This window comes from Aquibacillus koreensis, assembly GCF_025154055.1.
GTDB classification, from domain to species: domain Bacteria; phylum Bacillota; class Bacilli; order Bacillales; family Amphibacillaceae; genus Aquibacillus_C; species Aquibacillus_C koreensis.
Map to the genome: position 1 here is coordinate 15,235 of NZ_JAOALK010000005.1, position 25,359 is coordinate 40,593.

Below are 25,359 nucleotides of genomic sequence, written 5' to 3' on the forward strand. Positions count from 1 at the left end.
ATAAATCTATTGTGAATATATTCACATATTATCATTGCACCAATTTCCTGTCTATACGTTTTAAGTCCTGTATATATACTTGAACAATCAAAATGTTTAAAAAATCCCACTAAACTAAGCAGTGGCAAGGATTGCTGATATGTGAATAGATGGTGAACATTTTCAACAATTTGGTTTTGTTACTAAATCGTGAACACTTACTATATTTTTTTGTATAGAATCTCTGGTAAGCATAGACAGTGTTTGTGAATCGCTGTACAATATAGTCGATTGCTCAACCATTCACATTTGGTGGATGAATAAAAGGGAGTGAATGAAAATGGCTGATAAAAACATTGTTATTATTGGAGCCGGTTATGCTGGGGTTCATGCAGCTAAAAAACTCGCAAAAAAATACAAGAAGGACTCGTCAGTATCCATTACGTTAATTGATCGTCATTCTTATCATACGATGATGACAGAATTACATGAAGTAGCTGCGCATCGTGTTGAACCAGATGCGATTCAGTTTGATTTACGTCGCTTGTTTAACCGGACAAAAGTTAATTTAGTTACAGATAATGTAACGCATGTAGACCACAACAAGAAGATCGTTACAACTGAACACGGGGAATTCGACTACGATTATTTAATTTTAGGTATGGGTGGCGAACCAAATGATTTTGGCACACCTGGTGTAGGAGAACACGCATTCACACTTTGGTCATGGGAAGATGCAGTTAAACTACGTGAGCATATTGAAAAAACAGTTCGTAGTGCAGCACAAATACATGATGAAGCAAAACGTCGCGCAATGCTTACTTTCACGGTATGTGGATCAGGATTTACAGGAATTGAGATGGTTGGCGAGTTATTAGAGTGGAAAAACCGCTTAGCTAAGGATAACAAACTTGATGCAGAAGATATCACCTTATACGTTGTGGAAGCTGCACCAACCATATTAAATATGTTAAACCGTAAAGATGCAGATAAAGCGGAGAGATACATGGTGAAAAAGGGTATTAAGATTCTTAAAAATTCACCAATCGTTGAGGTGAAAGCTGGATCTATTATTCTCAAATCTGGTGAAGAGATCCCTACCCATACTTTAATTTGGACTGCAGGGGTAAAAGCTAACTCAGATACAAAAGATTATGGCATGTCTGCAGGTCGTGCCGGGCGCCTAAAAGTAAATGAATATATGGAATCAGAAGATCACAAAGATGTGTATGTAATTGGTGACTTAGCGTATTACGAAGAAGAACCTGGAAAACCAACACCTCAAATAGTTGAAGCTGCTGAACAGACTGGTATGACTGCTGCAAAAAGTATTATTGCAGAAATATCTGGTGGGGATAAAGAAGCTTACAAAGGTAAATATCACGGAGTCATGGTTTCAATTGGTGCTAGATACGGGGTTGCTGATTTAAGTGGGATCCATCTAAGTGGCTGGTTCGCAATCTTGATGAAACACATGGTTAACTTGTATTATTTCTTCGGTATCAGAAGTGGCTATTATATGTTCCAATATGTAATGCATGAATTTTTCCATACAAAAGACAAACGTAATATTTTCCGTAACTTTACGACACGTTATGGGAACATACTTTGGAGCTTACCTTTACGTATATTCGTTGGTGGTTTCTGGTTAGTAGAAGCAGGGACAAAAATTTGGGGTAAATCAACATGGGATGAAGCAACATCTAGTTGGAGTAATATACCTAAATTATTTAATGGCCTTGGCGAAGATTCTTGGTTAGTTGGATCAACTGTAAGAATGCCTTTTGAATGGTTACAAACAACAACTAGTGGCGCAAGTGAAGCTGCTGAAGCAACAGAATGGGCAACACCTGTCTTAAGTAAAATGCCCGGGATTTTTCAGTGGTTCATGGAAATCGTTTTACCTACTCCAGAAATGGCAGTATTCATGCAAAAAGTTATGGTGTTCGTAGAATTAGGTATTGGTCTAGCAATCTTAGGTGGTTTATTCACATGGTTAGCAAGTGCAGCAAGTGCTGGATTCCTTGTTATGTTTACCCTCTCTGCAATGCTTGGTTGGGATAAACTTTGGGCATTACCTGCATCAATTGCCTTGATGAACGGTTCGGGAAGAAGCGTTGGTTTAGATTATTGGGTAGTACCTTTCTTACAACAAAAGGTTGGAGACTGGTGGTATGGCAAAGAACGTTCTATCTATCAGGATGGCACATCATCAAAGCAGGCAGCAAAAAGAAGAAAAGCTAGCTAATGATTCATTGGAGGAATGGCAGAAGGAGCAAAACCTTTTGCCACCCTCTACTATATTTTCTTTTAAATTATAATCTAGAACTCCATAGTTCATGTGTCAAGTGATGATAATGGATGCTTAAATTTGATACTTTTTAAACATGTAAGATAGTAAAGGGGAGAAAAGAAATGAATGCTTACTTTCATATGATTAAGCGCTGGGACGCTATTATCATCATCGCTCTTGTACTTCTTTCCTTTTTGCCCTTAGCTATTTTTAGCTATCAACAAACAAAAGTAGATCAAACAAATGCTAATTTAGTAGCAGTGATCACTGTTGATAATGAAGAGATAGAACGAATTACGCTTACTGGAAATACAGAATCACATACCTTTGATATTACAGCATCAGATGGAGATACAAATACAATTGAGATTAAGAACAATCAAATTCGAATTAAAGCAGCTACATGTCCTGATCAAGTTTGTGTAAGAACAGGTTTTATAGCAAAAGCCGGTGAAACGATTGTTTGTTTGCCGCATAAACTAGTCATTGAAATTCAAACGGAATCTGGGGAGACAGATGATATTATCATAAGCTCATAAAGAAACCACATTACAAAGATAGGTAGTTGATGGCCATGACAAAAAACCAGCGTCTTGTTTATATTGCTTTACTAGCTTCACAGGCTGTCATTATTAGTCTTATAGAAAGGGCTATACCTTTCCCTTTTGCTATTGCACCTGGCGCAAAATTAGGCTTAGCAAACATTATTACATGTATGGCCTTATACACCCTTTCTACGAAAGATGCGGCAAAAGTTGTTGCGATAAGAATTGTTCTATCTACTCTTTTAGGTGGAACCATTTCATCCTTTATGTATAGTGCTTCTGGCGCCATTTTAAGCTTTATAGGTATGTGGGCAGTAAAGAAATTAGGTCCTAATCGGGTAAGCCTAATCGGTGTATCTACTGCCGGAGCCATTCTGCATAATGTTGGTCAATTGATGATCGCTAGTTGGATTGCACAAACATGGACGGTTCTACTTTACCTACCTGTTTTATCATTTATCGGGATCTTGTCCGGTATCGCAATTGGAATCTTTGCCAACTATCTATTAAATCATGTGGAGAAACTGCACTACTACAGAGATTTAAGAGAATTGAAAAGGAATATATAAATAAGGACAAATAATAGATGGAAAGAGGGTTTTGGTTATGCGTGTACATCAAATGTGGAATGCCTATCCTGCGTTAAAAACGGACTTATCACAAGTACTTGAATTAATTGAAAAACATATCCGTGTTCGTGATAAAACTGTTGAAACGACAATTAGAAACTTAGTTCATTCAGGAGGAAAATTACTTCGACCTGCTTATTCCCTATTATGTTCTGAAATTGGCCCAAATAATAATAAAGAAAAATCCATTGCAGTAGCTGCTGCTTTAGAAACATTACACATGGCCACACTCGTACACGATGATGTTATTGATGAAGCAGAAACTCGCCATGGGAATAAAACTATTCATACAAATAACGGAAATAAATTTGCGATTTATGCCGGGGACTATCTATTCTGTGTTTGTTTTACAATCCTTTCCCGTCATGCCAATTCACTAGCTCATCTAGAATTTAATGCACGCGGAATGGAAAAAATCCTTAGCGGAGAATTAGATCAGTTGAATTCTCGCTACCAATCTACTGTTTCCGTTAAAAATTACTTATCACGCGTGTCAGGAAAAACTGCACAACTGTTTGCTGTAAGCTGCTATTCTGGTGCGATCACAAGTGATGCATCACGCAGACAAGCAATGCTAGCATGGAATATGGGACATTATATGGGAATGGCATTTCAAATTATTGATGATATCTTAGACTATCAGGGTACTAGTGACACCCTTGGAAAGCCTGTAATGGCCGATATTCGCCAAGGAATCTATAATTTGCCTATCATATATGCCATGCAGGAGAACCAAGAAGCTTTTAAACCGTTACTATCAAAAGGTGATACATTAACAGATGAAGACTTAGAAAAGCTAATGGACCTGATTAACCGCTATCAAGGTGTAGAAAAAGCACGTCATCTAGCTAAAAGATATACCCATAAAGCAATAGCTCAAATTAAAAAAATGCCAAAAGGTGATTATAGAGAAAAACTGTTGGAAATAACAACTACGCTACTTAACCGTAACGTTTAAGACAGAAAAGAAAAGCTGATACCCTTCGTGAGGTATCAGCTTTTTATTTAAAAATTGTGGCATTCCTTATTCAATTCTATTAGATAGACAGCAAGTTATCCTTTTTTAGCACCTCGACCTCCACGTTTAGATTCTGTATGTTTTCTTAACGTTGCTAAACGGTCCTCAGAGTCCTTTAAAAAACGATTCATCTTCGCTTCAAATGTCTCTGTACGGTCTTGGTTACCTTTTGAATGTGTATTACTTTTTCGGCGATTTGAACTAGGTTTTGGATTATCTTTTGCTTTCTTAATCGATAATCCTATCTTACCATCTTTTTCAACATTAATTACTTTAACCGTTACCTGGTCACCAACAGTTAAATATTCATTAATATCTTTGACATAGTTATCAGCAACTTCACTAATATGAACTAATCCTGTTGAACCTCCTGGCAATTCAACAAATGCTCCAAATTTAGTGATCCCTGTTACCTTACCTTGTAACTTGCTGCCTACTTCGATTGACATAAAAAAAATGCTCCTCCTTAAGATTTTGAAAAAAAATTTCTTACTTATATAGTATATATAAGTATTAAAAAGCGTGTCAATATGACGCCTTTTCTTCAGGAATTTTAAAAATTATTTCTCCTTCTTCTGAAAAGAAATAGTTTGTTTTAGCAATTTGAAGTACGTAATCTTCATCATTTAATAGTTCAATTTCCTGCTCAAGTTCTTTTTCCTCATCTTTAAGGGAAGCCAGTTGTTGTTCTAGTTGCTCATGCGCTTCTTTCTTTTCTGTATAGAGGTCTCTTTGATTCATATGGTAAGTAATCATGCTACCTAAAGCAATGATTACAACAATAGTAAACAGTGCAAGGCGCCGGTATAAACGCTTCTTTTTTTTCACTTGTCTTTCCACATACGCATCATATTGCTTCATATAAGTTGAGTCTATTTTTGCGATTTTTCTTTCCTTGCGTGTCACCGACCGACTACCCCCTTTTGCTACGAATAAATTTCCACCATTTGCTTATAGTATTCTTTATTTTACTATAAATTCCTGCTAAATTAGCAAAGAATTTTTTTACATTTTGAGGGGTTAAACGCCATACTACCTTACCAATTAACGATAAAGGATAGTAGACAATCTTTAATAGTAAAATTAATATCCACAGAATGATTCCCCATATCCAGATGATCAATGCAATCAGAATAGAAATAAGACCTTTTATTGGACGAATAATGACAGCTTGTACAAGGCGATACATAAAATTATAGATGGCAACACTTGTCCTAATCATTTGCTCTAGCAATCTCTTATACAAGCTTTCTAGCAAACTTTTGTACAACGCAAAGCCACAGATTAATGCAAGTAGAATATATAGCCTTAATTCACCTTTATTCACTAAGTATAAAGCATAAAAGAGGATCAAGGTTTGCAATAACCAGAAGCTAATTTCAATCATGTAAGAGAAGATTGGGCTCTTCTTCCAAGTTTTTTCAAACCTACGAAAGGTTTGTATGGCAGCACCTAAATAAACCCCTCCTACAATCATCGTTATAATCGTAAGGAATTGGGTTGTCAACGTCATTTGAATAGCTTGCTAAAGAAACCTTTAGCTTTCTCCCCATGTTCTTCATCCAAATAAGAAAGCTCATAAATTTTCCCTTTGATCGCAACATTCCCTTGTTCAACATCAAGGTTTTTCATTTGTAGGTTTTCACCACGAATAATTAAGTAGCCCATTTCTGTCTTTAAAAGAAATTCTTCATTATCAAAGCTATCTACTTCTTTCACTCCAGTGATCTCTAAGTTCCGTCTATTGTTCATTCTTATATTGTGGTCCACCTGCGGACTAGCAGCGGGGTTTCTCTCATAATAATTCATTATCCAGCCCTCCCTTTATCGTTACCAATTTATGTGGGGAGGGACAAGTTTAGAACAAATAGTTATGAAAAGTGTCTCCATTAAGCGTAAAAATTTTTTTGATTTTACGTAATCGATAGAATTGTGACGTACCTTTTTCACCCGCTCCTATGGTGACTTCGACCAGAAAATAGTAAAATTCTCCTTTAGATGCCTGTTTAAGATCCTCCAACATTAGGTCGGGCATCTTAACCGACTTTTAATTCTCTTTTCAGGTTCTCAGGCTTTAGTTCGGGCATCATAACCGACTTTGGATTCCCTTTTCAAGTTCTCAGGCTTTAGTTCGGGAACCATTACTGACTTTTAATTCCTTTTTCGAGTCCTCAGGCTTTAGTTCGGGAACCATTACTGACTTTCTAATTGAATAATTAGTTACTGCAACAGTGTACACAATCTGAATATATATTCTACTTCACTGCTTCTTCTTTCTTCACACTATACAAAGTTGCTGCTTCGTCTTTTCTTACGGTTTCTCTTAGTGATTCTACTTGAATGGTAATTAGTTTTTGACCAAATTGTATTGTGAGCTCGTCACCCACAGCAACATTTGTCGAAGCTTTAGCTTGGTTACCATTAATCGTAATTCTTCCTTGATCCGCAACCTCTTTTGCAAGTGTACGTCTTTTTATCAATCTGGATATTTTTAAAAATTTATCTAGTCTCATCCAAATACTCCCTCTCTCACATTAATCTATTCTATTTGTTTTGCTTGATTCCAATATTGATCTAATTCGTCTAATGTAAGTTCCGTGAAACTTAATCCCTGTTCTTTCACTTTATTTTCGATAAAGTGAAATCTAGTTTTAAATTTTTGATTGGTGCGCATTACTGCTATTTCCGGGTTGATATCATAATATCTTAATAAATTTACTACGGCAAATAGCACATCTCCGAATTCAGATTCAAGTTCTTTCTCATCACCAGTTATAATTGCTTCTTTGACTTCATTTAGTTCTTCGGTAATTTTCTCCCAAATCGGTTCAGGTTGATCCCAATCAAAGCCAACCTTAGCTGCTTTTTTTTGTAATTCTTCTGCAAAAAGTAGTTGAGGAAGGTCTGCCGGAATAGCATCTAATAGAGAGGAAGGTGAATCCCCTTTCTCTTTCTGCTTAATTTGATTCCAATTTGAGACCACTTCATCTGCATCACTTACTTCTATATTGCCAAAAACATGCGGATGCCTGCGAATCATTTTTTCTGTTATTGTTTTTATTACATCATCTATGGTAAAAAATCCTTCGTCCTCACCAATTTGACTATGTAACATCACTTGTAATAGGACATCTCCCATTTCTTCAACAATACCTTCATCGTCTTCATTATTCACCGCTTCTATAAATTCATATGCTTCCTCGATTAAATATTTTCGCAATGATTCATGTGTTTGCTTTTGATCCCACGGGCATCCATTCGGACCACGTAATGTTGCGATTACTTCTCGAAGACGGGTAAATGTATGATTCAATTGCTCATCGGTAACCGGTGGTACATACACACTAGTTAAATTGCTTAGCTTCATGGACTGATCTAATTCAACTAAAGGAACCGTTTGTATCAATTCCTGCTCACTACCAGCCGCTACCACAATAGTTACGGGATATTCAGGAGGTAAATCTTCTAATAGAGTGAGTTTTACTTCCGATGCTACGAAGGCATCATATACCTGACAAAAAACCATATGTTGTTTATATGCAAGCTGACTTCTTTCGAAAGAGGTACCATCGATAAATTGAAATCCCTCGATTGGATCTATTTTTAGAGATGTAAATAAGCTATCTAAATAGCTTTGTCCACCAATTACTTCTACCTGTACGTCCTGTTGATCTAATAATAATTGCACTGTCTTTTCTGCAAGCATAGGGTGACCTGGAACTGCATAAATAAGATTCTTCGTTTCCTTCGCTTGTTGAACTAATTCATGAACAATCTGTTGATATACATCGCCAAACTGATCATTGCTTTCATAGACAGTATCGTAAGCAACAAAACTTACATCTTCCGTCTTTAAAGATTCAATAACTGGATGGTCGATTGTCCTAACGTGTATATCGCCTTTATATGTAATTAACTTCCGATATATACCTAAAGGTAATTGGTTGATATCTCCTGCTCCTAGACCAATCACTTCAATTTTTGCATTCAATTTTTATTCCTCCTTTGCATTACTTCTATTAATAATTCGCCAAAAGGTAATGCTTGCATTTCTTCATGATTAAACCCATTCTTTATCACTAAAACAAAAAGATACATGCCTGCACCCGATATGGAAACAACCAATACATAAACCAAATATTCTATGCGTGATGCGATGTCAAACCAATTGAACACGAACTGGTTCATAACAAACAGAAAAATAATTAAGGTAATGATAGCTGTCCCAAAAGACTTCCATGGGATATAAAACAAGGATGAATCCGGTATGATTTTCTTTAGTTGATACAAATTTAATAGCATAACAATTGAGACACTTACAACTGTTGCAATGGCACTTCCTTCAATTCCATAAGAAGGAACGAGTACTGCATTTAATACAGCTTTCATTACTAAACCAAATACTATAAATAAGGCAGTCCGATACATAAAACCGATTCCTTGAAGTATTGTCGCGGTTGTTATCGCAAGTGAACTAACTAGGATTGCCACCGATAAAATTCGAAGGCTCATTGTTCCTAGGTCATTTCGAAACAAGAGTACATTTACATGTGGAAATATAGCAATTAAACCAACTGTTGCAGCGGTTGCTAAATAAAAACTTAGCTTAAGAGCACTCTGGATATGTACAATGAATTGTTCCGGATTTTGTTCCAGTCTCTGCTTTGTAATGGAAGGGATTAATGCTAAGGCTAATGATGATCCTAATACTGCTCCTAATTGAATAAGTGGTTGTCCTCTATCAAATACACCTTTCCACTCTTTTGCTTCCCGTATATCTAACCCGTACTCTACTAAATTTGGAACTAATGTAAAAGCATCGGAGAACTGTAGGAACAATAAAAGCATGTGATTTATACTAATACATACCCCATAAACAAAGATGACTCGGATTAAGAAATTCCATTGAAAAGATGCTGTATCTTTTCCAATGGGCTTTTTTTTGAACCATAAAAATAGTAGTACAGTACTAGTGATCGTTGCACCAATAATTGATCCTAATGCTGCTATGGATCCGATATCATATAAGTTCCTGCCTTTTTCCACTAAAAAAACTGCTGCGATTAAAATGATACTGACTCTTATCACCTGTTCCACAACCTGTGAAACAGCAGTTGGCCCCATATCATTATGGCCTTGAAATACACCTCTAAAAAATGATGTCAAAGGAATAACTAAAAATATATAGGAAGTGACGCGTAGTGGTTCAGCTAGATAACTGTCGCCCATTATTGATGCGATTAAGTTACTTCCTGTGTATAAAGATAGAAACAGTATCGCGCACACTATATATAATAAACCAAATATAGGTAGATAAAACGAAGAATAGGAAAGATTTTTCCCCTCTGCCTTCTGTTCAGCGACCAACTTAGATATCGCTGTTGGGAATCCATATAAAGACAACATCATAGCTATTCCTAAAATGGGATAAAGTTGTTGATAAATATAAAAACCGAGATCCCCTGTAATGTTTTGGAGTGGGATTCGGTAACCTGCACTAAGTATCTTACTTAATAAGCCAGCTAATGTTAATAATAATGCACCTTTGTATAGCTGTTTTGTAGATTGATTTTCCATGATGTAACGCCTTTCTTTGCTTATTCTTATCTTTTGAATTATACCATACTTTGGAAAACGTACATCAATGGTGACAACTTACATAGTCGAAATAAAGTACGCAGTTATTTTCGAAACGCGTTTGTTAAAATTAGATTAACACGTTAGAAAGAGCATCATTCGAACGCGTCAGAGAGTGAACCCTGATTTAAAGCGTTAGAAAGAGCACCATTCGAACGCGTCAGGGAGTGAACCCTGATTTAAAGCGTTAGAAAGAGAGACATTCGAACGCGTCAGAGAGTGAATCCTAATTTAACGCGTTAGAAAGAGACACTTTCGAACGCGTCAGAGAGTGAATCCTAATTTAACGCGTTAGAAAGCAGAGCTTCCGTAATAGCTAAGTTAACTACGTCGCGCTCTATACATACTATGCAATGGTTTCAACCCACTAAAAAAGCTGACTAGAATGATTTTTGCCTTCTAGTCAGCTTTTCTTCAAAACTACTCCATTTGTCGGGCTAAGAAACTTGCTGCTGTTTCAACAGATTTCTGTTCGACTGTCCCAATACTTGTCTCTTTAGACATGATCATAACACATCCAATTGGATCGCCATTTGCAATAATCGGGCTTAACGCATAGGATGCTATTTTTTCTTCATTATTTTCAATAACTTCGATCATTGACTCTTCCGTCTCCGTGATTACGCCGCGATCTTCCATTGCTTTCTCAATCTGCTTACCAATATTTTTTCCTAAATACTCTTTTTTGGACTCGCCAGATACTGCAATGAATTCATCGCGGTCACAGATTAGCACTGGTGATCCTAGTGAATCAAATAATGCATCTGCATATTCCTTCGCAAAATCACCTAATTCACTGATAGGTGAGTATTTTTTCAAAATGACCTCACCTTCACGGTCAACAAATATTTCTAAAGGATCACCTTCACGAATTCGTAATGTTCTTCTAATTTCTTTTGGGATAACCACTCTACCTAAATCATCAATTCGACGTACTATTCCTGTTGCTTTCATAAATTGTATAGCCTCTCTTTCTTTGATGATTATTCTGCTGTTACTTCCACTGGTTTTATGTACAAGTAGAAATAACCAGTTGTGGGTATTAGTATGGGTCAGACTGTAAGATCTATACATTTAATCATAATTTTTTCTGCAGTTCCTAAACTCTTTTCATATCTTTTAGAGATTGAATGAATTGCTCGGCATGGTCATAGCGCTCTGGATACGTTTTTTTATCCCAATTAAATACAACCTTCAATTTTTTTCCTTCTGTTCCTAGCTGAATCATCCGACCATATTGATTGGAGAATTCAAATAGCTTTGCGCCATCTAATTGTTGACTTGCCTGATCGTCAACCAGTATCTCCATTTTTTGTTTTCTCTCAGAAATGGATTCTACCTTTTCTCTTTTAGCATAAAGCTTTAAAGTTGAAACATGGAATAAATTATCTACCTCTATTGGATAATCCCCAAACCTGTCAATAATCTCTTCCCTTAAGTCATGAATATCCTCTTGGCTATCGATAGCTTGGAACCTTTTATACATGTCTATTTTCTGCTTTCCATCTTCTATATACGTATCAGGTATATATGCATCTAAATCCAGGTTCAATTCGACTTCGAAAGGCTTAATTTCCTCAATATTTTTCCCTTCTTTTCTGGCATTTATCGCATCTGTTAACATTTGAGAGTACATATCAAATCCGACAGAATCAATAAACCCATGTTGTTGGGCACCTAATAAGTTCCCAGCACCTCGAATGGATAAATCCCTCATCGCTATTTTAAATCCTGACCCCAACTCGGTGAACTCTTTGATTGCTTGTAGACGTTTTTCTGCTACTTCCGTAAGCACTTTGTCTTTTTGATAAGTAAAGTATGCGTAGGCAACACGATTTGACCTACCTACACGCCCTCTTAATTGATAAAGCTGACTTAATCCCATCCGGTCTGCATCATATACAATTAGCGTATTCACATTCGGAATGTCAACACCCGTTTCAATAATGGTTGTACTTACTAAAACATCAAATTCACCTTCTAAGAACGAAAACATAACATTCTCAAGTTCTGATTCATTCATCTGTCCATGAGCAAATGCAACACGAGCATCATCCACTAGTGCAGAAATTTCTTGGGCCATTCTTTCAATATTGTTTACCCTGTTGTATAGGAAAAATACTTGTCCACCACGAGCCATTTCTCTTTCAATTGCTTCTCTTAGAAAAACTGGGTTGTACTCTAGCACATACGTTTGTATTGGAAATCTATTTTCCGGCGGTGTTTCAATGACAGATAGATCTCGTACCCCTAGCATAGACATATGCAATGTTCTTGGAATAGGCGTAGCTGTTAAGGTTAATACATCTACATTTGTTTTTAATTGCTTGATTTTCTCTTTATGTTTTACACCAAATCGTTGTTCTTCATCAACAATGAGCAAGCCGATATTTTTGAATTTTACATCCTTCGATAATATACGATGCGTACCTATCACTACATCAATTAACCCTTTTCCTATGTTTGCTATTGTCTCATTCTGTTGTTTTCTCGTACGAAAACGGCTAAGTAAACCAACATTAATAGGATAATCATGAAATCTCTCTATTATCGTTTCATAGTGCTGTTGTGCAAGTATGGTTGTCGGTACTAATATAGCAACTTGCTTGCCGTCTGCAATTGCTTTGAAAGCAGCACGAATGGCCACTTCCGTTTTTCCATACCCAACATCGCCACAAAGTAATCGATCCATTGGGCGAATTTGTTGCATATCTTGCTTAATTTCTTCAATACATCTTAATTGATCTTCTGTTTCTTGGTACGGGAAGGCATCTTCGAATTCACGTTGCATTGTCGTATCCTCAGAAAAAGCATATCCTTTGGTTGCTTCTCTTTCTGCATAAAGTTCAATTAAATCATCGGCAATATCTTCAACAGTTGATTGAACTTTACTTTTTACCTTCTTCCATTCACTTCCGCCCAATTTATATAACTTTGGCTCTTTCCCTTCAGACCCAACATACTTTTGTACTAATTCAATTTGATCAATTGGAACAAATAACTTATCGTCACCAGAATATTTAAGTAGCATGAAATCTTTATGTAAGCCATTAACTTCTAAGGTTTCAATACCTAAATACCTACCAATACCATGATTTGCGTGAACGACGTAATCTCCGACTTTTAGTTCCTGATAGTTTTTAATTCGTTCTGCATTGGAGATCTTTTGTTTCCTTTTTGGCCTTGCTGTTTTCTTTTTAAAAAGTTCATTTTCCGTTATGATTGCTAATTTATGCATCGGTAATTCAAAACCGCTACTTATATTGCCAACTACAATGGTTGGTGTTTTCGTTGGCAGATGGGTATCATTTGTTGCTACGATTGCTTCCATATCATAGTCTTCTAAAACTGCTTGAATTTTGTCCGCACGCTTATGATCCGGGGCAAAAATAATAACTGAGTAGTCACTTTTCCCCCATCTGGTGACTTCATTTTGCAGTAGATTCATTTGACCATGGAATTGTTGCATGGACCTACATGACATATTGACGATATTTTGTGGGTTCGTATTCGGAATATGACGTAAAAAAACCGATAAATATAACCTCGGTTGCTTCATATTTGCCCATACATCATGCCAATCATAAGAGATAGACAAGTCCCTTACCATATGATTGGCCGCTAAAACACTGCTATACCATTCAGCTTCTTCTTCATCTAACCGCATAGCTGTTTCTTGAATTCTACTCATTTCATCCAATATGATTAAACCATCATCCGGAAGATAGTCTAATAAACTAGCAGGCTGTTCGTAGAAGTAAAACCCATACTTGTACATTTCCTGGAACCGCTCTTGTTGCTTTAATCGCTCTAGATCATGACCAACTACTTCTGCAAGCGTTTCTTTATCTGATTGCTTCTTCAGTTTTTTTAACGATGCCGCTAACTCATTCTCTAATCTTTGAGCTCCTCGAAGCATATCACTTTGTGTTAAAAGCAACTCTGTTGCGGGGTCTATCGTGACCTGATTTACTTTTTCTAGTGATCGTTGTGTCTCCGAATCATAATATCGAATAGAATCAATTTCATTATCAAATAGTTCGATTCGAATTGGATAGTCTTCTGTAATTGGATAGACGTCAATAATCCCACCACGAACAGAAAACTCGCCTGGGCTGGCTGTCATTTCCACTCTTTCATATCCCATATCTATGAAAGAGGATAAATATTTTTCTATCGGAATCTCTTCACCAATCTTAAATTCTAGCTGATACATTTTCCAGTAGGTAGCAGGAGGTAACATCCGTTTTAATGCAGCAACAGGCGCTACTAAAATACCTGACTTTTGATCTAACCATTTGGTTAATGCATCAATTCTCTGACTTCTTAATTCTGGACTTGCAATTGCTATTTCAGAGGCAACAAGCTCATTCACTGGATATAAGTGTACGTTTCCTTCGTCTGATACCTCAACTAAATCTTCATATAATTGTTGGGCCTGCATTAACTGATGCGTAACCAACAGAACTGGTTTCTTGGTCGACTCATTAATTAATGATGCAAGTATGCTTCTAGCTGAACCTGATAAACCGGCTACAAGTTGCTCATTCAATCCGGATGATACACCACTAATGACGGAGTAAATATCATCTTGAGCTTTTAAAAATTCTTTAATCCCTTGCATAGTGCCTCCCCCTATAGTAAGAAACTCGACCTCATCTTCCAAAAATATCGATGTTTCTAATCCTATCTATTGCCTAATTTATAACATATAACGTACAAAAACGCTTTGGTTACATGACCAAAGCTTTTTTGTGATTTCCTACTATTACTGTATAAAGAAATCTAACTCGTGATAATGTGGATTTCGGTCTAATGATTCTTGGCAATCTTCACAAATAGTCTTTATCTGTATATCACCATTGTTTTGATATTGGATCATTTGTTTTCTATCCTCACTCGACAGATTATTCCACCCTAAAGCCTGTGTATCAACCGTATGATGATCTAATTGGCCTACTAGATTATCACAATGACTGCATTTATAAACAATTGCCACCCTAAAAAACCTCCTATGGACAAATCTTTCTATTAGTTTGTACCGAAAGGAAATTTTTTATACGCTATTCACTTGCAACTGACCTATGTAAAGGCATTCATAATAATATCGTTTAAACTAGTATATGTTTACTGGTTATATTCATTCATTACTTCTTGGAAAGGCTTATTCATCCATGCCTCACAAGCCTTAATAGACCGATCGATACTGTTTTCTATCTCTTCCGTATCTTCATCACTAAACTTTCCTAATACATAATCCGTAACCGATATAGGTGCTTGTGGACGTCCGATACCAACTCGGATTCGTTTAAATTCTTTTGTACCTAATTGATCAATGATTGACCTAATTCCATTATGGCCACCATGTCCACCTTTTTGCCTTAAGCGTATTTTACCAGGAGGCAAGTCTAAATCATCATAAATAACGACAATATCTTCTATCGCAATATCATAAAAATCAATTAGAGGTTGTAATGATTCCCCTGATAAATTCATAAAGGTTTGTGGCTCTAATAATAACACTTTCTCTGTACCGATCGCTTCTATTGCATAAATGCCATTAAATTTTTTCTTATTCAATTTCCATTTATATCGCTTTGCCATTTCATCAATAACCATAAATCCAATATTATGTCTTGTTTTCGCATACTTTCTACCTGGGTTACCTAACCCTACAATACACTTCATATTTTTCCGACTTCCTTTACATATATACTTACCTGTTATTGTACCTTAGTTCCTAACCAAAAATAAAGTACACAGAATTTATCTGAGTTAGTATGGCTTTTTTGCAGGAAACTAGCAGACGGAAAATGTTGTAACTGCTAAAGGATTTAACTTACTTAATGATTCTGGCGGCTATGAGAGCCCTTATTTGCGTGAAATCTTAGAATATATGGTTTTAACGGCTACCACAGCCCTTATTTACCCTGATTTCAATGGTTTCGTTGGCATTTTCTAAAATAACGTACTGTATAGCCGCTCAGGTTCAAAATTGGCCTAAAACAGAAAAATAAGGTCCCTCACAGCCGCTTGCATTGTTTTCACAACATCTCTCAGTGTTACGACCCAGTTTATTTATACTGCGTCATAAAATATAGTGTAGAGCCCAAAAAAAGATGCCACCTAGAGTTAGGTAACTCTTAGCGACATCTTATGTTTATAGATTACTCTGCTTTTTGCTCTTCTTCATTTTCCTTTTGTACTTCTTCTGCTTGTTCCTCTTCTTCGCCTTCTTCATCTTCGGTAGTACCGCGATCAGGCGCTAAGATCGTAACAATGGTTGTTTCTTCATCTTCTAAGATCTCATATTTACTACCTGACTTAAGATCTGAAACGGTAATACTATCTCCAACATCTAATTTAGAAATGTCCACTTTGATTTCCTCTGGAATATCACCAGGCTTAGCTCTAACAGATAACTCGTGTAATGGTTGTTGTAAGACACCACCATCATTTACACCAGGCGACTCGCCATCAAGGTGAATCGTTACTTGAACATCCATCTCTTGTGACATATTTACAACATAGAAATCAGCATGTACGAGTTCGTCTCTTAGAGGTTCTGTTTGATATTCATGAAGCATGACATCTACAGATTCGCCACCAACTTCTAAAGAAATAATAGCATTTTTCCCTTCATCGCGAACCGTCTTAAGTAAATCAATACTATTTACTGATATTGTTTTTACCTTTTTGTTATTTCCATACACTACTGCTGGTATGTTACCTGCTTGTCTAATCTTTTTTGTGTTAGAACGCTTTAAGTCTGATCTTTCATCGGCTTTAAGTTTAATAGCCACTTTTATCAACCTCCATAGGATATAAACGTAATAGTTACTATTTTTCCCTATTTATGGAGCGTCTAAACATAAACATTAGTCAAATAAAATACTTACCGATTGCATTTCATGTACACGTATAATAGCCTCACTGATTAATGGTGCTACAGATAGAGGAATAATCTTATCTATTTGCTTCTCTTCTGTTAGTGGAATACTATTTGTTACAACAAGTTCTTTTATTTTTGAGTTTTGAATTCTTTCAATTGCTGGACCAGATAGCACAGGATGCGTACAGCAAGCATATACTTCCTTCGCACCATTCTCTACTAATGCATTAGCACCTAACGTAATGGTTCCTGCGGTGTCGATAATATCATCAATTAGAATAGCCGTCTTTCCTTCAATGTTCCCGACGATGTTCATCACCTCTGAGACGTTCGGGCGAGGTCTGCGTTTATCAATAATAGCAATTGGAGCTTTTAGGCGATCTGCCAATTGGCGTGCTCTTGTTACTCCACCATGATCTGGTGATACGACGACTATATCTTCTAAGCCTTTTTCACGCCAGTATTCAGATAGGATTGGTACGCCTACTAATTGGTCGACTGGAATATTGAAAAAGCCTTGAATCTGTGGAGCATGCAAGTCTAAAGAAATAACACGTGTTGCTCCTGCTGCTTGTATTAAATCTGAAACTAGCTTAGCTGTAATTGGCTCACGTGCTCTTGCCTTTCTATCCTGGCGAGCATATCCATAGTAAGGCATGACAATATTAATTGATTTAGCTGAAGCTCGTTTAAGCGCATCAATCATAATCAGAAGCTCCATCATATGTTGATTGACAGGAGCTGATGTCGATTGTACGACATATACATCACAACCTCTAATACTCTCTTCGATGTTAATTTGGATCTCTCCATCACTAAAAGAGGTAACGGAACACTTCCCTAGTTCTGTTCCAATTTGTTCTGCAATTTCTTCAGCGAGTTTGGGATTGGAATTTAATGTGAAAACCTTCAAAGATGAATCTTTATATGCCGTAGACATCGAAATGACCTCCATTAATCTTTTTTGTTTTGATTCTTTATCCTTTTAACATAATCTTCTTTATTTTCTTGTCTAGCTCTTGCAATGGAAAGGGCATCACTTGGCACATCCTTATTTATAGTTGAACCAGCTGCTACATAAGCTCCTTTTCCTACCGTAACAGGAGCAATTAAATTAGAATTACATCCAATAAACGCATCGTCTTCTATTTTTGTTAAGTATTTTTTCTCACCATCGTAATTAACCGTAATTGTTCCACATCCGATATTAACACTTTTTCCTACTTCGGCATCTCCTATGTAACTTAAATGAGATACTTTACTATTTTGGTCTAATTTAGCTTTTTTAATTTCAACAAAATTTCCTATCTTCACTTCATCACCGATATTAGCTTCCGGACGAATATGAGCATATGGACCAATTTGAACACGATCACCAATCTTACTATCCTTTGCAACACTTTGACGAATCATCGTATTTGTTCCTACTTCACAATTGCTGATTTCCGTGTGTGGTCCAATAATGGAGTCCGTTCCTATTTTTGTCTCCCCAGTAATCACACATCCGGGGTGGATCACAACATCTTGATCAATCGATACATCTGGACCAATATACGTATGATCCGGATCAATAATCGATACACCGTTTCTCATATGCTTCTCATTGATGCGCTTCTTCATTAGTTTTTCCGCTTGAGCTAATGCAACGCGGTCATTAACTCCTAACGTCTCATCAAAGTCTGGTGTTTGGTAAGCGCTAATTTTTTCATTTGCATTTTTCAAAATCTCAATAACATCTGGCAAGTAATACTCACCTTGTGCATTATCATTTGAGACTTCTTTAAGTGACTGAAATAATAGCTCGTTGTCAAAACAGTATGTTCCTGTATTTATTTCTTTCACGGCAAGTTCTGCATCTGATGCATCTTTGTGCTCTACAATACGTTCTACATTTCCCTCATTATTTCGAAGTACTCTTCCGTAACCAGATGGATCAGGTGCATGAGCAGTTAATACAGTAACTTTTGCTTTTTCTTTCTCATGATGATGAAGCAATTCTATTAAAGTAGCACTCTTTAGTAATGGCGTGTCTCCACAAACCACAATAGTCGTCCCATGTTTATCCTTTAAAATATCTTCCGCTTGCATAACGGCATGCCCCGTACCTAACTGCTCTTTTTGAATGACATATTCAGAATCAGTTCCCAACTGTTCTTGGACTTTTTCTGCTCCAAAGCCAACAACGGTAACAATATTTTTAAATTGCAATTCTTTTAATTGATCCACCACATGTTGCACCATTGGACGGCCCATCACGGGATGAAGTACTTTATATAATTTTGATTTCATTCTAGTCCCTTGCCCAGCAGCAAGTACAACCGCATATCTGTTATCCATAAGTAACCTCCGTTCAAATATAAAAGCTTTAAAGCATGGAATTTGTGTATAATACTATCTTAGCCTATAATAGCATCTTGTAATTTTTTATTTAAATCATTTCATATACATAACTTGGTCCTCTATCCATAAGGACCAAAAGTTTGAATTATGTAGTGTTAATTTTATATTTATCCATGTACGAATATATCCTAAACACAAGCGTATTTCAACAAAGAGCTCGGAACAAAGATAAAGTTAACTAAATAATTATCTATTTAAGGTTTCATTACAGTTTGTTTTGGGAAATAATAACTATATTACCTTTATTTGTTTAGTACATAAAAAAGAAGCCTAACCATGGAAGATTAGACCCCTGCTGTTATAACATTGCTCTGAATTACGAAGCACCTGCTTCTTCATATTCTACTTCCATTTCGCCTGCACGATGATACTCTTCTAACACAGCGTCCTGAATTTTTGAACGAGTGCCAGAATTGATCGGATGTGCAATGTCTCTAAATTCCCCATCTGGGGTCCTTTTTGAAGGCATAGCGACAAACAAACCATTATTGCCATCAATTACACGTATATCATGGACAACAAACTCCTGATCTAACGTAATAGAAGCAATTGCTCTCATTCTGCCCTCGGTATTAACGCGGCGTAATCTTACATCTGTTACTTCCATTATGCTCACCACCTTTTCCCATTTAGAACTTATTACCATAAATTCAACAAAATAATGAGAATTCCTGCCTATTTTTAAAAAAAAATTAAAAATTTTGAGTATATCAGTTGAAAAATTATAAAAAATGAGATATTTAGGGCTTTTTGAGCTAAAATTATTTATTTATTTATAAAATTACCTTTGCGAACTTCTATATGATTATTCCGATTATCGACATTTGTAATTTGTACGAGAGATGTGTACTCATCCACCACTCGATCCTCGTACTCATCCTCAGCTTCTGCTAATACACCAATTGCAGTAACTTTAGCATTAAATTCTTCTAATAAATTTTTCATACCATTAATGGTACCACCGGCTTTCATGAAGTCATCAATAATACATACCTTCGCGCCTTCTTGTAAGCTTCGTTTTGATAATACCATTGTTTGAATCTTTCTAGATGAACCTGAGACGTAATTAATACTTACTGTCGATCCTTCTGTTACTTTAGGATCCCTTCGAACAATGACAACAGGTACGTGAAGGAAAGAAGCAACTGCATAAGCTAGTGGAATACCTTTGGTAGCTACAGTAACCACTACATCAATTTCTACACCCGAAAACTCTGCAGCAAAAATACGTCCAATATCCCTAACAATACTTGGATCACCTAGAATATCACTCATAAATAAATAGCCACCAGGCAATAACCTACTTGGATCTTCTAATCGTTCACATAACTCACTAATAAACGACTCGCTATTCTTTCTAGAGTATTGTGGAATATATTTCACTCCACCTGCAGCACCTGAAATGGACTCTAAATACCCTATACCCTCTTGTTTGAACATTTTATTTACAATTGCTAAATCTTCACTTACAGATGATTTAGCCGCATCGTATTTGTTAGAGAAAAATGGTAAAGAGACTAATTCCATCGGGTGTTCCACTAAATAATTTGTCATTGCTACTAATCGTTCACTTCTTTTCATTCCTACACCCCAAAAACCGAATATTTTTCATTAAATATACCATTTTATACGTGTTTATTCAAGTGTTTGGTGATATCCTAACATCCTAACAACATACACTTCTTCACAAAATCCTCGTAAGCTATTATAAATGCGACATGCACGGCTTTCCTGTTTTACTAATGAGAATACAGTTGGGCCACTTCCACTCATTAATACTGCATCTGCCCCGGATAACTCCATTAGCTTTTTTATTTGTCTAACTTCTGGATATTTCGGAAGCGTAACATCCTCTAAAACATTGCCAATATTTTTGCACATTTCATCAAAATCACCTGCTTTAACAGCAGCAATCATACCCTCTGTATCCGGATGCTTTACTTTATCTAATTTCAAATGTTGGTACACGCTTTGCGTAGATACACCGATTCGCGGCTTTGCCAGCACGACCCAACACGAAGGGGGTGCAGGTAATTCCGTTATATTCTCTCCTCTGCCTCTCGCAACTGCAGTACTATTATAAACACAAAAGGAAACATCAGAGCCTATCTTAGCACCAAGTGTTGCCAATTCTTCAATGGATATACCTAATGACCAGAGTTTATTGAGTCCTCTTAAAGTAGCAGCCGCATCACTACTACCACCAGCTAGTCCAGCCGCTACAGGGATTACCTTTTCAATTTTGATGATAACTCCTTGTTTAATTCCATATGTATCTTTGATCAACTTCGCAGCTCGATACGCAAGATTTCTATCATCATTTGGTACAAAACGATTTTCCGACTCAATTTTGATTGTATTCTGATCTATTGCAATGAGCTCTATTCGGTCAGCTAAATCAACGGTAGTCATTACCATTTCTATCTCATGGTAATGATCAGGCCGCTTGTATAAAACGTCTAAAGATAAATTTATTTTCGCTGGTGCTTTTTCTAGTACGTACATGATATGTTCACCTACTCTAATGTTATGCTTTATTTGTTAGACTATCATAAAAAAATAAAAGCGCAACCACAGTCATCGTTCTTTCACAATTTGAATTACCTGCTCTCTTTATTCCTTTAGTTTTTATAAGGATGTAAAATGCATTTAATATACTACCTAGGTTCCACTTATCCTTTATTCTATACTTTCCTAACATGTAAAAAAAAAGACAAACCCTAATTAGGATTTGTCTGCTCTCATTTGTTCTTCGGCCATTTGAACCGCACGCTTAACCATATTCCCAGCATCGCGTGCTCTAATTCCACCCCAGCCTTCATGTTGAACCGTGTCGTAAAACCCTAACTCTTTCGCTATTTCTTCTTTCAATTGGTGTGACATAATCCCTCGACGCCTACCCATGAAGCAAACAGCTCCCTTCAGAATTTTAGCCTCTTACGACATTTTTATCATTTGTGGCATCTTTCCCTTTTACTCTAAATAACATCTAGAAAGTAAGTAAATATTTAGAATGAATGGATATCATTGTATTTTAACGCAAAATAAAAAAGCAGCAAACAAAGTTTACTGCTCCCCAAGAACTACTGTGCTCATATCTTCAATGAAGTTTAATTCCACTGTTTCTGTCAAAACATCCGCATAGCTATATGAAACTCGTTCAAAAGCATTTTCTTGTTGGTCTAACTCAACAATGAATACAGAAGGATACGTTTCTGCTAACGTTCCATAACGCTCAACTGTCTTTCTTCTTCCACCATTGGCTCTTAGCTTTAGGCGTTTGCCAATCTGACCATCAAGACCTTGTTTGATTTCAACTAATGTTTTTGCCAATACACTCCACCTCACTATATTCACTATACCATATGCTTGTATCATAGTCAACAAAATATAATATTATAACAGTATAGCAATTTTAATGTCAACAGATAACATCAAATGTTAATCATTAATCCTTATTTTCTCAAATCTTAATAATTTTATGTACAATTTAGCAAACAATTATTTCCTACTTATTGGAAAATAAAAAAACCCGTACTTCAACCTCACATTGATTGTACGGATTCTCTCGTCTATTTTACTATTCTATATAGGGCATACCTGTTCGCAATAAACCCTTTGTCTCTACACCTCCAAGACCCTTATCTCCTGTCAGCGTATTTCTTAGTGCATCATATACACCCACTTTATCCATAAATGGTGTGTAAGCGATCTTAGCGGCGATATAAACAGGGTCTAAAGCGTGTATATTAATTCGAGATGGAGAGCTTGCAAAATTTGCACCTGCCCGTATGAGTGACTCAAAATGGGATTGGCAAGCGCCAGCGAAGATAACTAATTGATCCAGATTTGGAACTACCTTTCTTGCTTCTCTCACTGTTTCTACGAAATATTTAGAATGGCGATAGGCACGAATATCACTCTTATCACCTTTTGTTCTAGAAAATGCATCATGACCTGTGATAACAATAATGTCAGGTTGTATTTTTCTAACTAATGACTCTATCTCAGTAGCCATTTCTTTTTCATTCAGATGCACACCATGTACCTGTAAACCAATTCGTTGATATAGGTCGATACACTTTTTCAAGTATAAACGATCCCCATCTAAATGAAGTACACGTGCAGGAATTTGAAAATAATTAGATGGCTGCTGATAACCAGAAGTTGATTCATACTCTCTTCGTTCTTTCATCAATTGATAATCTTGACGAAATAACCGGAATGAATAATCCTCTTTCTCCTTTAACTTTTTACGTCTATTCTCTAAGTCTCTTTCTGGTACTTTTACTAAATCGTCGATCGTTGCATCCGCTTCTAAACGGATGTCCTCTCCATGCAATAATACAGTATCATCTTGAATATTAATTACACGAAATAATATATCATGATTATAAGAAGAGCGAGTCACTAATTCTCCCTTTGAAACATTCATTTTCTCACCTCACACATAGACCCATTCATTGTATTAGAATCTTTCATGATTATCGTTATAAAATAGCCTATGATGAGAAATGAAACTTGTTCCTTAATGCGCAGAATAAAATGAATTAGCCAGGTCTGCAAACTCCTCCATATTTAGGGATTCTCCTCTTCTTGTACCATCAATACCTGCTTTGTTTAATTGCTCCTCCACTTGCTCTTTTGTCCATGTTGAGAAGTGCCTAGCTAAATTATTTCGTAATGTCTTCCTTCTTTGACCAAAACATGCCTGTACTAAATCGAAGAAAAAAGATTCATCTTCTACTTCTACAGGTGGCTTATCTCTAATATCCAATTGTAATACAGAAGAATCTACATTTGGTTGTGGCATAAATACTGTCTTAGGCACATTCATTGCTACACGAGCTTCTGTATAATATTGAACGGCAATAGATAAAGACCCATAACTCTTTGTATTAGGTTTTGCAGCCATTCGATCCGCTACCTCTTTTTGGATCATAACCGTAATACTCGATACTGGTAATCGATCCATAAGCAGCTTCATTAATATAGGAGTCGTAATATAATACGGCAAATTAGCAACAATTTTTACTTCTTTTTGTTCTTGGAAGTAAGTGTCCATAACATGCTTGATATCTGCTTTTAATATGTCTTGGTTAACTATTTCAATATTGTCATATGTTTGCAATGTCTCTTTCAATATTGGAATTAATCTTTGGTCTATCTCAAATGCAACCACCCTGTTAGCGTGAATTGCCAGTTGTTCTGTTAATGCACCCATTCCCGGTCCAATTTCAATTGCACCTACTTCTTTCGTTACACCAGCAACATCCATGATCTTCTCTAAAATGTTCACATCAATTAAGAAGTTCTGACCTAAACTTTTTTTAAAGGAAAAACCATATTTATTTAAAATTTCCTTTGTTCTTTTTGGAGTTGCTATAGCCTTTTGGTTACTCATCGTTTTCCCCCCGTATTATACGCTCCATCGTATCTACAAATAGATCTTTTGAAATATGAAACATATTTAACCTTTTAAGTAGTTGTTTACCGTTTGTATAACCTATTCGTAATTCCAATCCTAGTTTGCTTCTTCGTTCCTTGGCATGTGGTCCTCCTAATAAGCCAAAAGCAAGTAAGTCTTCTTTTGTGATATAACTATTAAAACCATCACTAACTTCATATACATTTGCTAGTGCTTGTTGGATAGCTTCTAAAGAAGCATGCTCAATACCGATCCCCTTATCGTGCTTTGCTCTTGCTTCTGCTTTCGTTAAAAACGCATGCTTGCAACCAGGCACAGCATTGGAGACGATATGTCTTATCCGTTCTCCAGGATAATCTGGATCCGTAAAAATAATAATACCCCTTACGTCTTTAGCATGCTTGATTTGATTAATAATATCATCATTTATAGCAGAACCATTCGTTTCAATTGTATCTGCTTGTACAGCTTGCTTTATTTTTGATGAATCATCTTTACCTTCTACCACAATTACTTCTTTTATGAACAATCTGTTATC

26 protein-coding genes are annotated in these 25,359 nt (G+C 36.3%); 4 read left to right on the forward strand and 22 right to left on the reverse strand.

Features of this window, described 5'->3' with window-relative positions; all coding sequences use genetic code 11:
* The first annotated feature begins 319 nt into the window (after nucleotides 1-319).
* The 4 genes from NYQ66_RS00730 to NYQ66_RS00745 all read left to right on the forward strand — a co-directional run bounded on the left by NYQ66_RS00730 (nucleotide 320) and on the right by NYQ66_RS00745 (nucleotide 4,404).
* On the forward strand, nucleotides 320-2,227 hold the full coding sequence (locus NYQ66_RS00730) for an FAD-dependent oxidoreductase (protein ID WP_259865785.1): 1,908 nt from the start codon (nucleotides 320-322) through the stop codon (nucleotides 2,225-2,227).
* Nucleotides 2,228-2,394: 167 nt separating this feature from the next.
* Nucleotides 2,395-2,811 carry a NusG domain II-containing protein gene (locus tag NYQ66_RS00735; protein WP_259865787.1) on the forward strand — a complete coding sequence of 139 codons (417 nt, stop codon included), beginning with the start codon at nucleotides 2,395-2,397 and terminating at the stop codon, nucleotides 2,809-2,811.
* Nucleotides 2,812-2,846: 35 nt separating this feature from the next.
* Complete coding sequence (locus tag NYQ66_RS00740) at nucleotides 2,847-3,386, forward strand: Gx transporter family protein (RefSeq protein ID WP_259865790.1); 540 nt, start codon at nucleotides 2,847-2,849, stop codon at nucleotides 3,384-3,386.
* 37 nt (nucleotides 3,387-3,423) lie between these two features.
* Nucleotides 3,424-4,404, forward strand: a complete 981-nt coding sequence (locus NYQ66_RS00745; RefSeq protein WP_259865792.1) for a polyprenyl synthetase family protein — start codon at nucleotides 3,424-3,426, stop codon at nucleotides 4,402-4,404.
* Nucleotides 4,405-4,499: 95 nt separating this feature from the next.
* Here the strand turns inward: NYQ66_RS00745 and NYQ66_RS00750 are convergent, their stop codons facing one another.
* The 22 genes from NYQ66_RS00750 to rnmV form a co-directional block, all read right to left on the reverse strand.
* Complete coding sequence (locus NYQ66_RS00750; protein ID WP_259865794.1) at nucleotides 4,500-4,913, reverse strand: S1 domain-containing RNA-binding protein; 414 nt, start codon at nucleotides 4,911-4,913, stop codon at nucleotides 4,500-4,502.
* 76 nt (nucleotides 4,914-4,989) lie between these two features.
* Nucleotides 4,990-5,325, reverse strand: coding sequence for an FtsB family cell division protein (locus tag NYQ66_RS00755; protein WP_407652033.1), 336 nt, complete (start codon nucleotides 5,323-5,325; stop codon nucleotides 4,990-4,992).
* A gap of 52 nt (nucleotides 5,326-5,377) precedes the next feature.
* Entirely contained in the window at nucleotides 5,378-5,977 is a 600-nt protein-coding gene (yabQ, locus tag NYQ66_RS00760; protein ID WP_259865797.1) for a spore cortex biosynthesis protein YabQ, read from the reverse strand.
* Nucleotides 5,974-6,273 carry a sporulation protein YabP gene (gene yabP, locus NYQ66_RS00765; RefSeq protein WP_259865799.1) on the reverse strand — a complete coding sequence of 100 codons (300 nt, stop codon included), beginning with the start codon at nucleotides 6,271-6,273 and terminating at the stop codon, nucleotides 5,974-5,976. The genes yabQ and yabP overlap by 4 nt, the downstream gene beginning before the upstream one ends.
* 446 nt (nucleotides 6,274-6,719) lie before the next feature.
* On the reverse strand, nucleotides 6,720-6,977 hold the full coding sequence (locus NYQ66_RS00770) for an RNA-binding S4 domain-containing protein (protein WP_259865801.1): 258 nt from the start codon (nucleotides 6,975-6,977) through the stop codon (nucleotides 6,720-6,722).
* A gap of 26 nt (nucleotides 6,978-7,003) precedes the next feature.
* Nucleotides 7,004-8,455 (reverse strand): bifunctional methyltransferase/pyrophosphohydrolase YabN, encoded by a 1,452-nt coding sequence (gene yabN / locus NYQ66_RS00775; protein ID WP_259865803.1) that lies wholly within the window; start codon nucleotides 8,453-8,455, stop codon nucleotides 7,004-7,006.
* Nucleotides 8,452-10,041, reverse strand: a complete 1,590-nt coding sequence (locus NYQ66_RS00780) for a putative polysaccharide biosynthesis protein (protein ID WP_259865805.1) — start codon at nucleotides 10,039-10,041, stop codon at nucleotides 8,452-8,454. Before NYQ66_RS00780 ends, yabN begins: the two co-directional genes overlap by 4 nt.
* A gap of 480 nt (nucleotides 10,042-10,521) precedes the next feature.
* Entirely contained in the window at nucleotides 10,522-11,055 is a 534-nt protein-coding gene (gene spoVT / locus NYQ66_RS00785; RefSeq protein ID WP_259865807.1) for a stage V sporulation protein T, read from the reverse strand.
* Nucleotides 11,056-11,200: 145 nt separating this feature from the next.
* A complete protein-coding gene (gene mfd, locus NYQ66_RS00790) occupies nucleotides 11,201-14,725 on the reverse strand; it encodes a transcription-repair coupling factor (protein WP_259865808.1) in 3,525 nt (1,174 codons plus the stop codon).
* Between the two features lie 144 nt (nucleotides 14,726-14,869).
* Nucleotides 14,870-15,100: an anti-sigma-F factor Fin family protein gene (locus NYQ66_RS00795; protein ID WP_259865810.1), complete on the reverse strand. Its 231-nt coding sequence runs from the start codon at nucleotides 15,098-15,100 to the stop codon at nucleotides 14,870-14,872.
* A gap of 128 nt (nucleotides 15,101-15,228) precedes the next feature.
* Nucleotides 15,229-15,789, reverse strand: coding sequence for an aminoacyl-tRNA hydrolase (pth, locus tag NYQ66_RS00800; protein ID WP_259865812.1), 561 nt, complete (start codon nucleotides 15,787-15,789; stop codon nucleotides 15,229-15,231).
* Between the two features lie 479 nt (nucleotides 15,790-16,268).
* A complete protein-coding gene (locus tag NYQ66_RS00805; RefSeq protein ID WP_259865814.1) occupies nucleotides 16,269-16,904 on the reverse strand; it encodes a 50S ribosomal protein L25/general stress protein Ctc in 636 nt (211 codons plus the stop codon).
* 75 nt (nucleotides 16,905-16,979) lie between these two features.
* On the reverse strand, nucleotides 16,980-17,933 hold the full coding sequence (locus tag NYQ66_RS00810; protein WP_259865816.1) for a ribose-phosphate diphosphokinase: 954 nt from the start codon (nucleotides 17,931-17,933) through the stop codon (nucleotides 16,980-16,982).
* A 14-nt stretch (nucleotides 17,934-17,947) separates the two neighbouring features.
* Nucleotides 17,948-19,330, reverse strand: coding sequence for a bifunctional UDP-N-acetylglucosamine diphosphorylase/glucosamine-1-phosphate N-acetyltransferase GlmU (glmU, locus tag NYQ66_RS00815; RefSeq protein ID WP_259865818.1), 1,383 nt, complete (start codon nucleotides 19,328-19,330; stop codon nucleotides 17,948-17,950).
* A 379-nt stretch (nucleotides 19,331-19,709) separates the two neighbouring features.
* Complete coding sequence (gene spoVG, locus NYQ66_RS00820) at nucleotides 19,710-20,000, reverse strand: septation regulator SpoVG (RefSeq protein ID WP_259865820.1); 291 nt, start codon at nucleotides 19,998-20,000, stop codon at nucleotides 19,710-19,712.
* Between the two features lie 158 nt (nucleotides 20,001-20,158).
* On the reverse strand, nucleotides 20,159-20,974 hold the full coding sequence (purR, locus tag NYQ66_RS00825; RefSeq protein WP_259865822.1) for a pur operon repressor: 816 nt from the start codon (nucleotides 20,972-20,974) through the stop codon (nucleotides 20,159-20,161).
* A gap of 54 nt (nucleotides 20,975-21,028) precedes the next feature.
* Nucleotides 21,029-21,898, reverse strand: a complete 870-nt coding sequence (gene ispE, locus NYQ66_RS00830) for a 4-(cytidine 5'-diphospho)-2-C-methyl-D-erythritol kinase (RefSeq protein ID WP_259865824.1) — start codon at nucleotides 21,896-21,898, stop codon at nucleotides 21,029-21,031.
* Nucleotides 21,899-22,117: 219 nt separating this feature from the next.
* A complete protein-coding gene (locus tag NYQ66_RS00835; protein WP_259865827.1) occupies nucleotides 22,118-22,297 on the reverse strand; it encodes an alpha/beta-type small acid-soluble spore protein in 180 nt (59 codons plus the stop codon).
* A gap of 162 nt (nucleotides 22,298-22,459) precedes the next feature.
* On the reverse strand, nucleotides 22,460-22,726 hold the full coding sequence (gene veg, locus NYQ66_RS00840) for a biofilm formation stimulator Veg (protein ID WP_259865829.1): 267 nt from the start codon (nucleotides 22,724-22,726) through the stop codon (nucleotides 22,460-22,462).
* Between the two features lie 247 nt (nucleotides 22,727-22,973).
* Complete coding sequence (gene yabG, locus NYQ66_RS00845; RefSeq protein ID WP_259865831.1) at nucleotides 22,974-23,828, reverse strand: sporulation peptidase YabG; 855 nt, start codon at nucleotides 23,826-23,828, stop codon at nucleotides 22,974-22,976.
* Nucleotides 23,829-23,921: 93 nt separating this feature from the next.
* Nucleotides 23,922-24,797: a 16S rRNA (adenine(1518)-N(6)/adenine(1519)-N(6))-dimethyltransferase RsmA gene (gene rsmA, locus NYQ66_RS00850; protein ID WP_259865832.1), complete on the reverse strand. Its 876-nt coding sequence runs from the start codon at nucleotides 24,795-24,797 to the stop codon at nucleotides 23,922-23,924.
* The gene (gene rnmV / locus NYQ66_RS00855) at nucleotides 24,790-25,350 is read right to left on the reverse strand and encodes a ribonuclease M5 (protein WP_259865834.1); all 561 of its coding nucleotides are present in this window, start codon (nucleotides 25,348-25,350) and stop codon (nucleotides 24,790-24,792) included. The genes rsmA and rnmV overlap by 8 nt, the downstream gene beginning before the upstream one ends.
* Nucleotides 25,351-25,359: the final 9 nt, after the last annotated feature.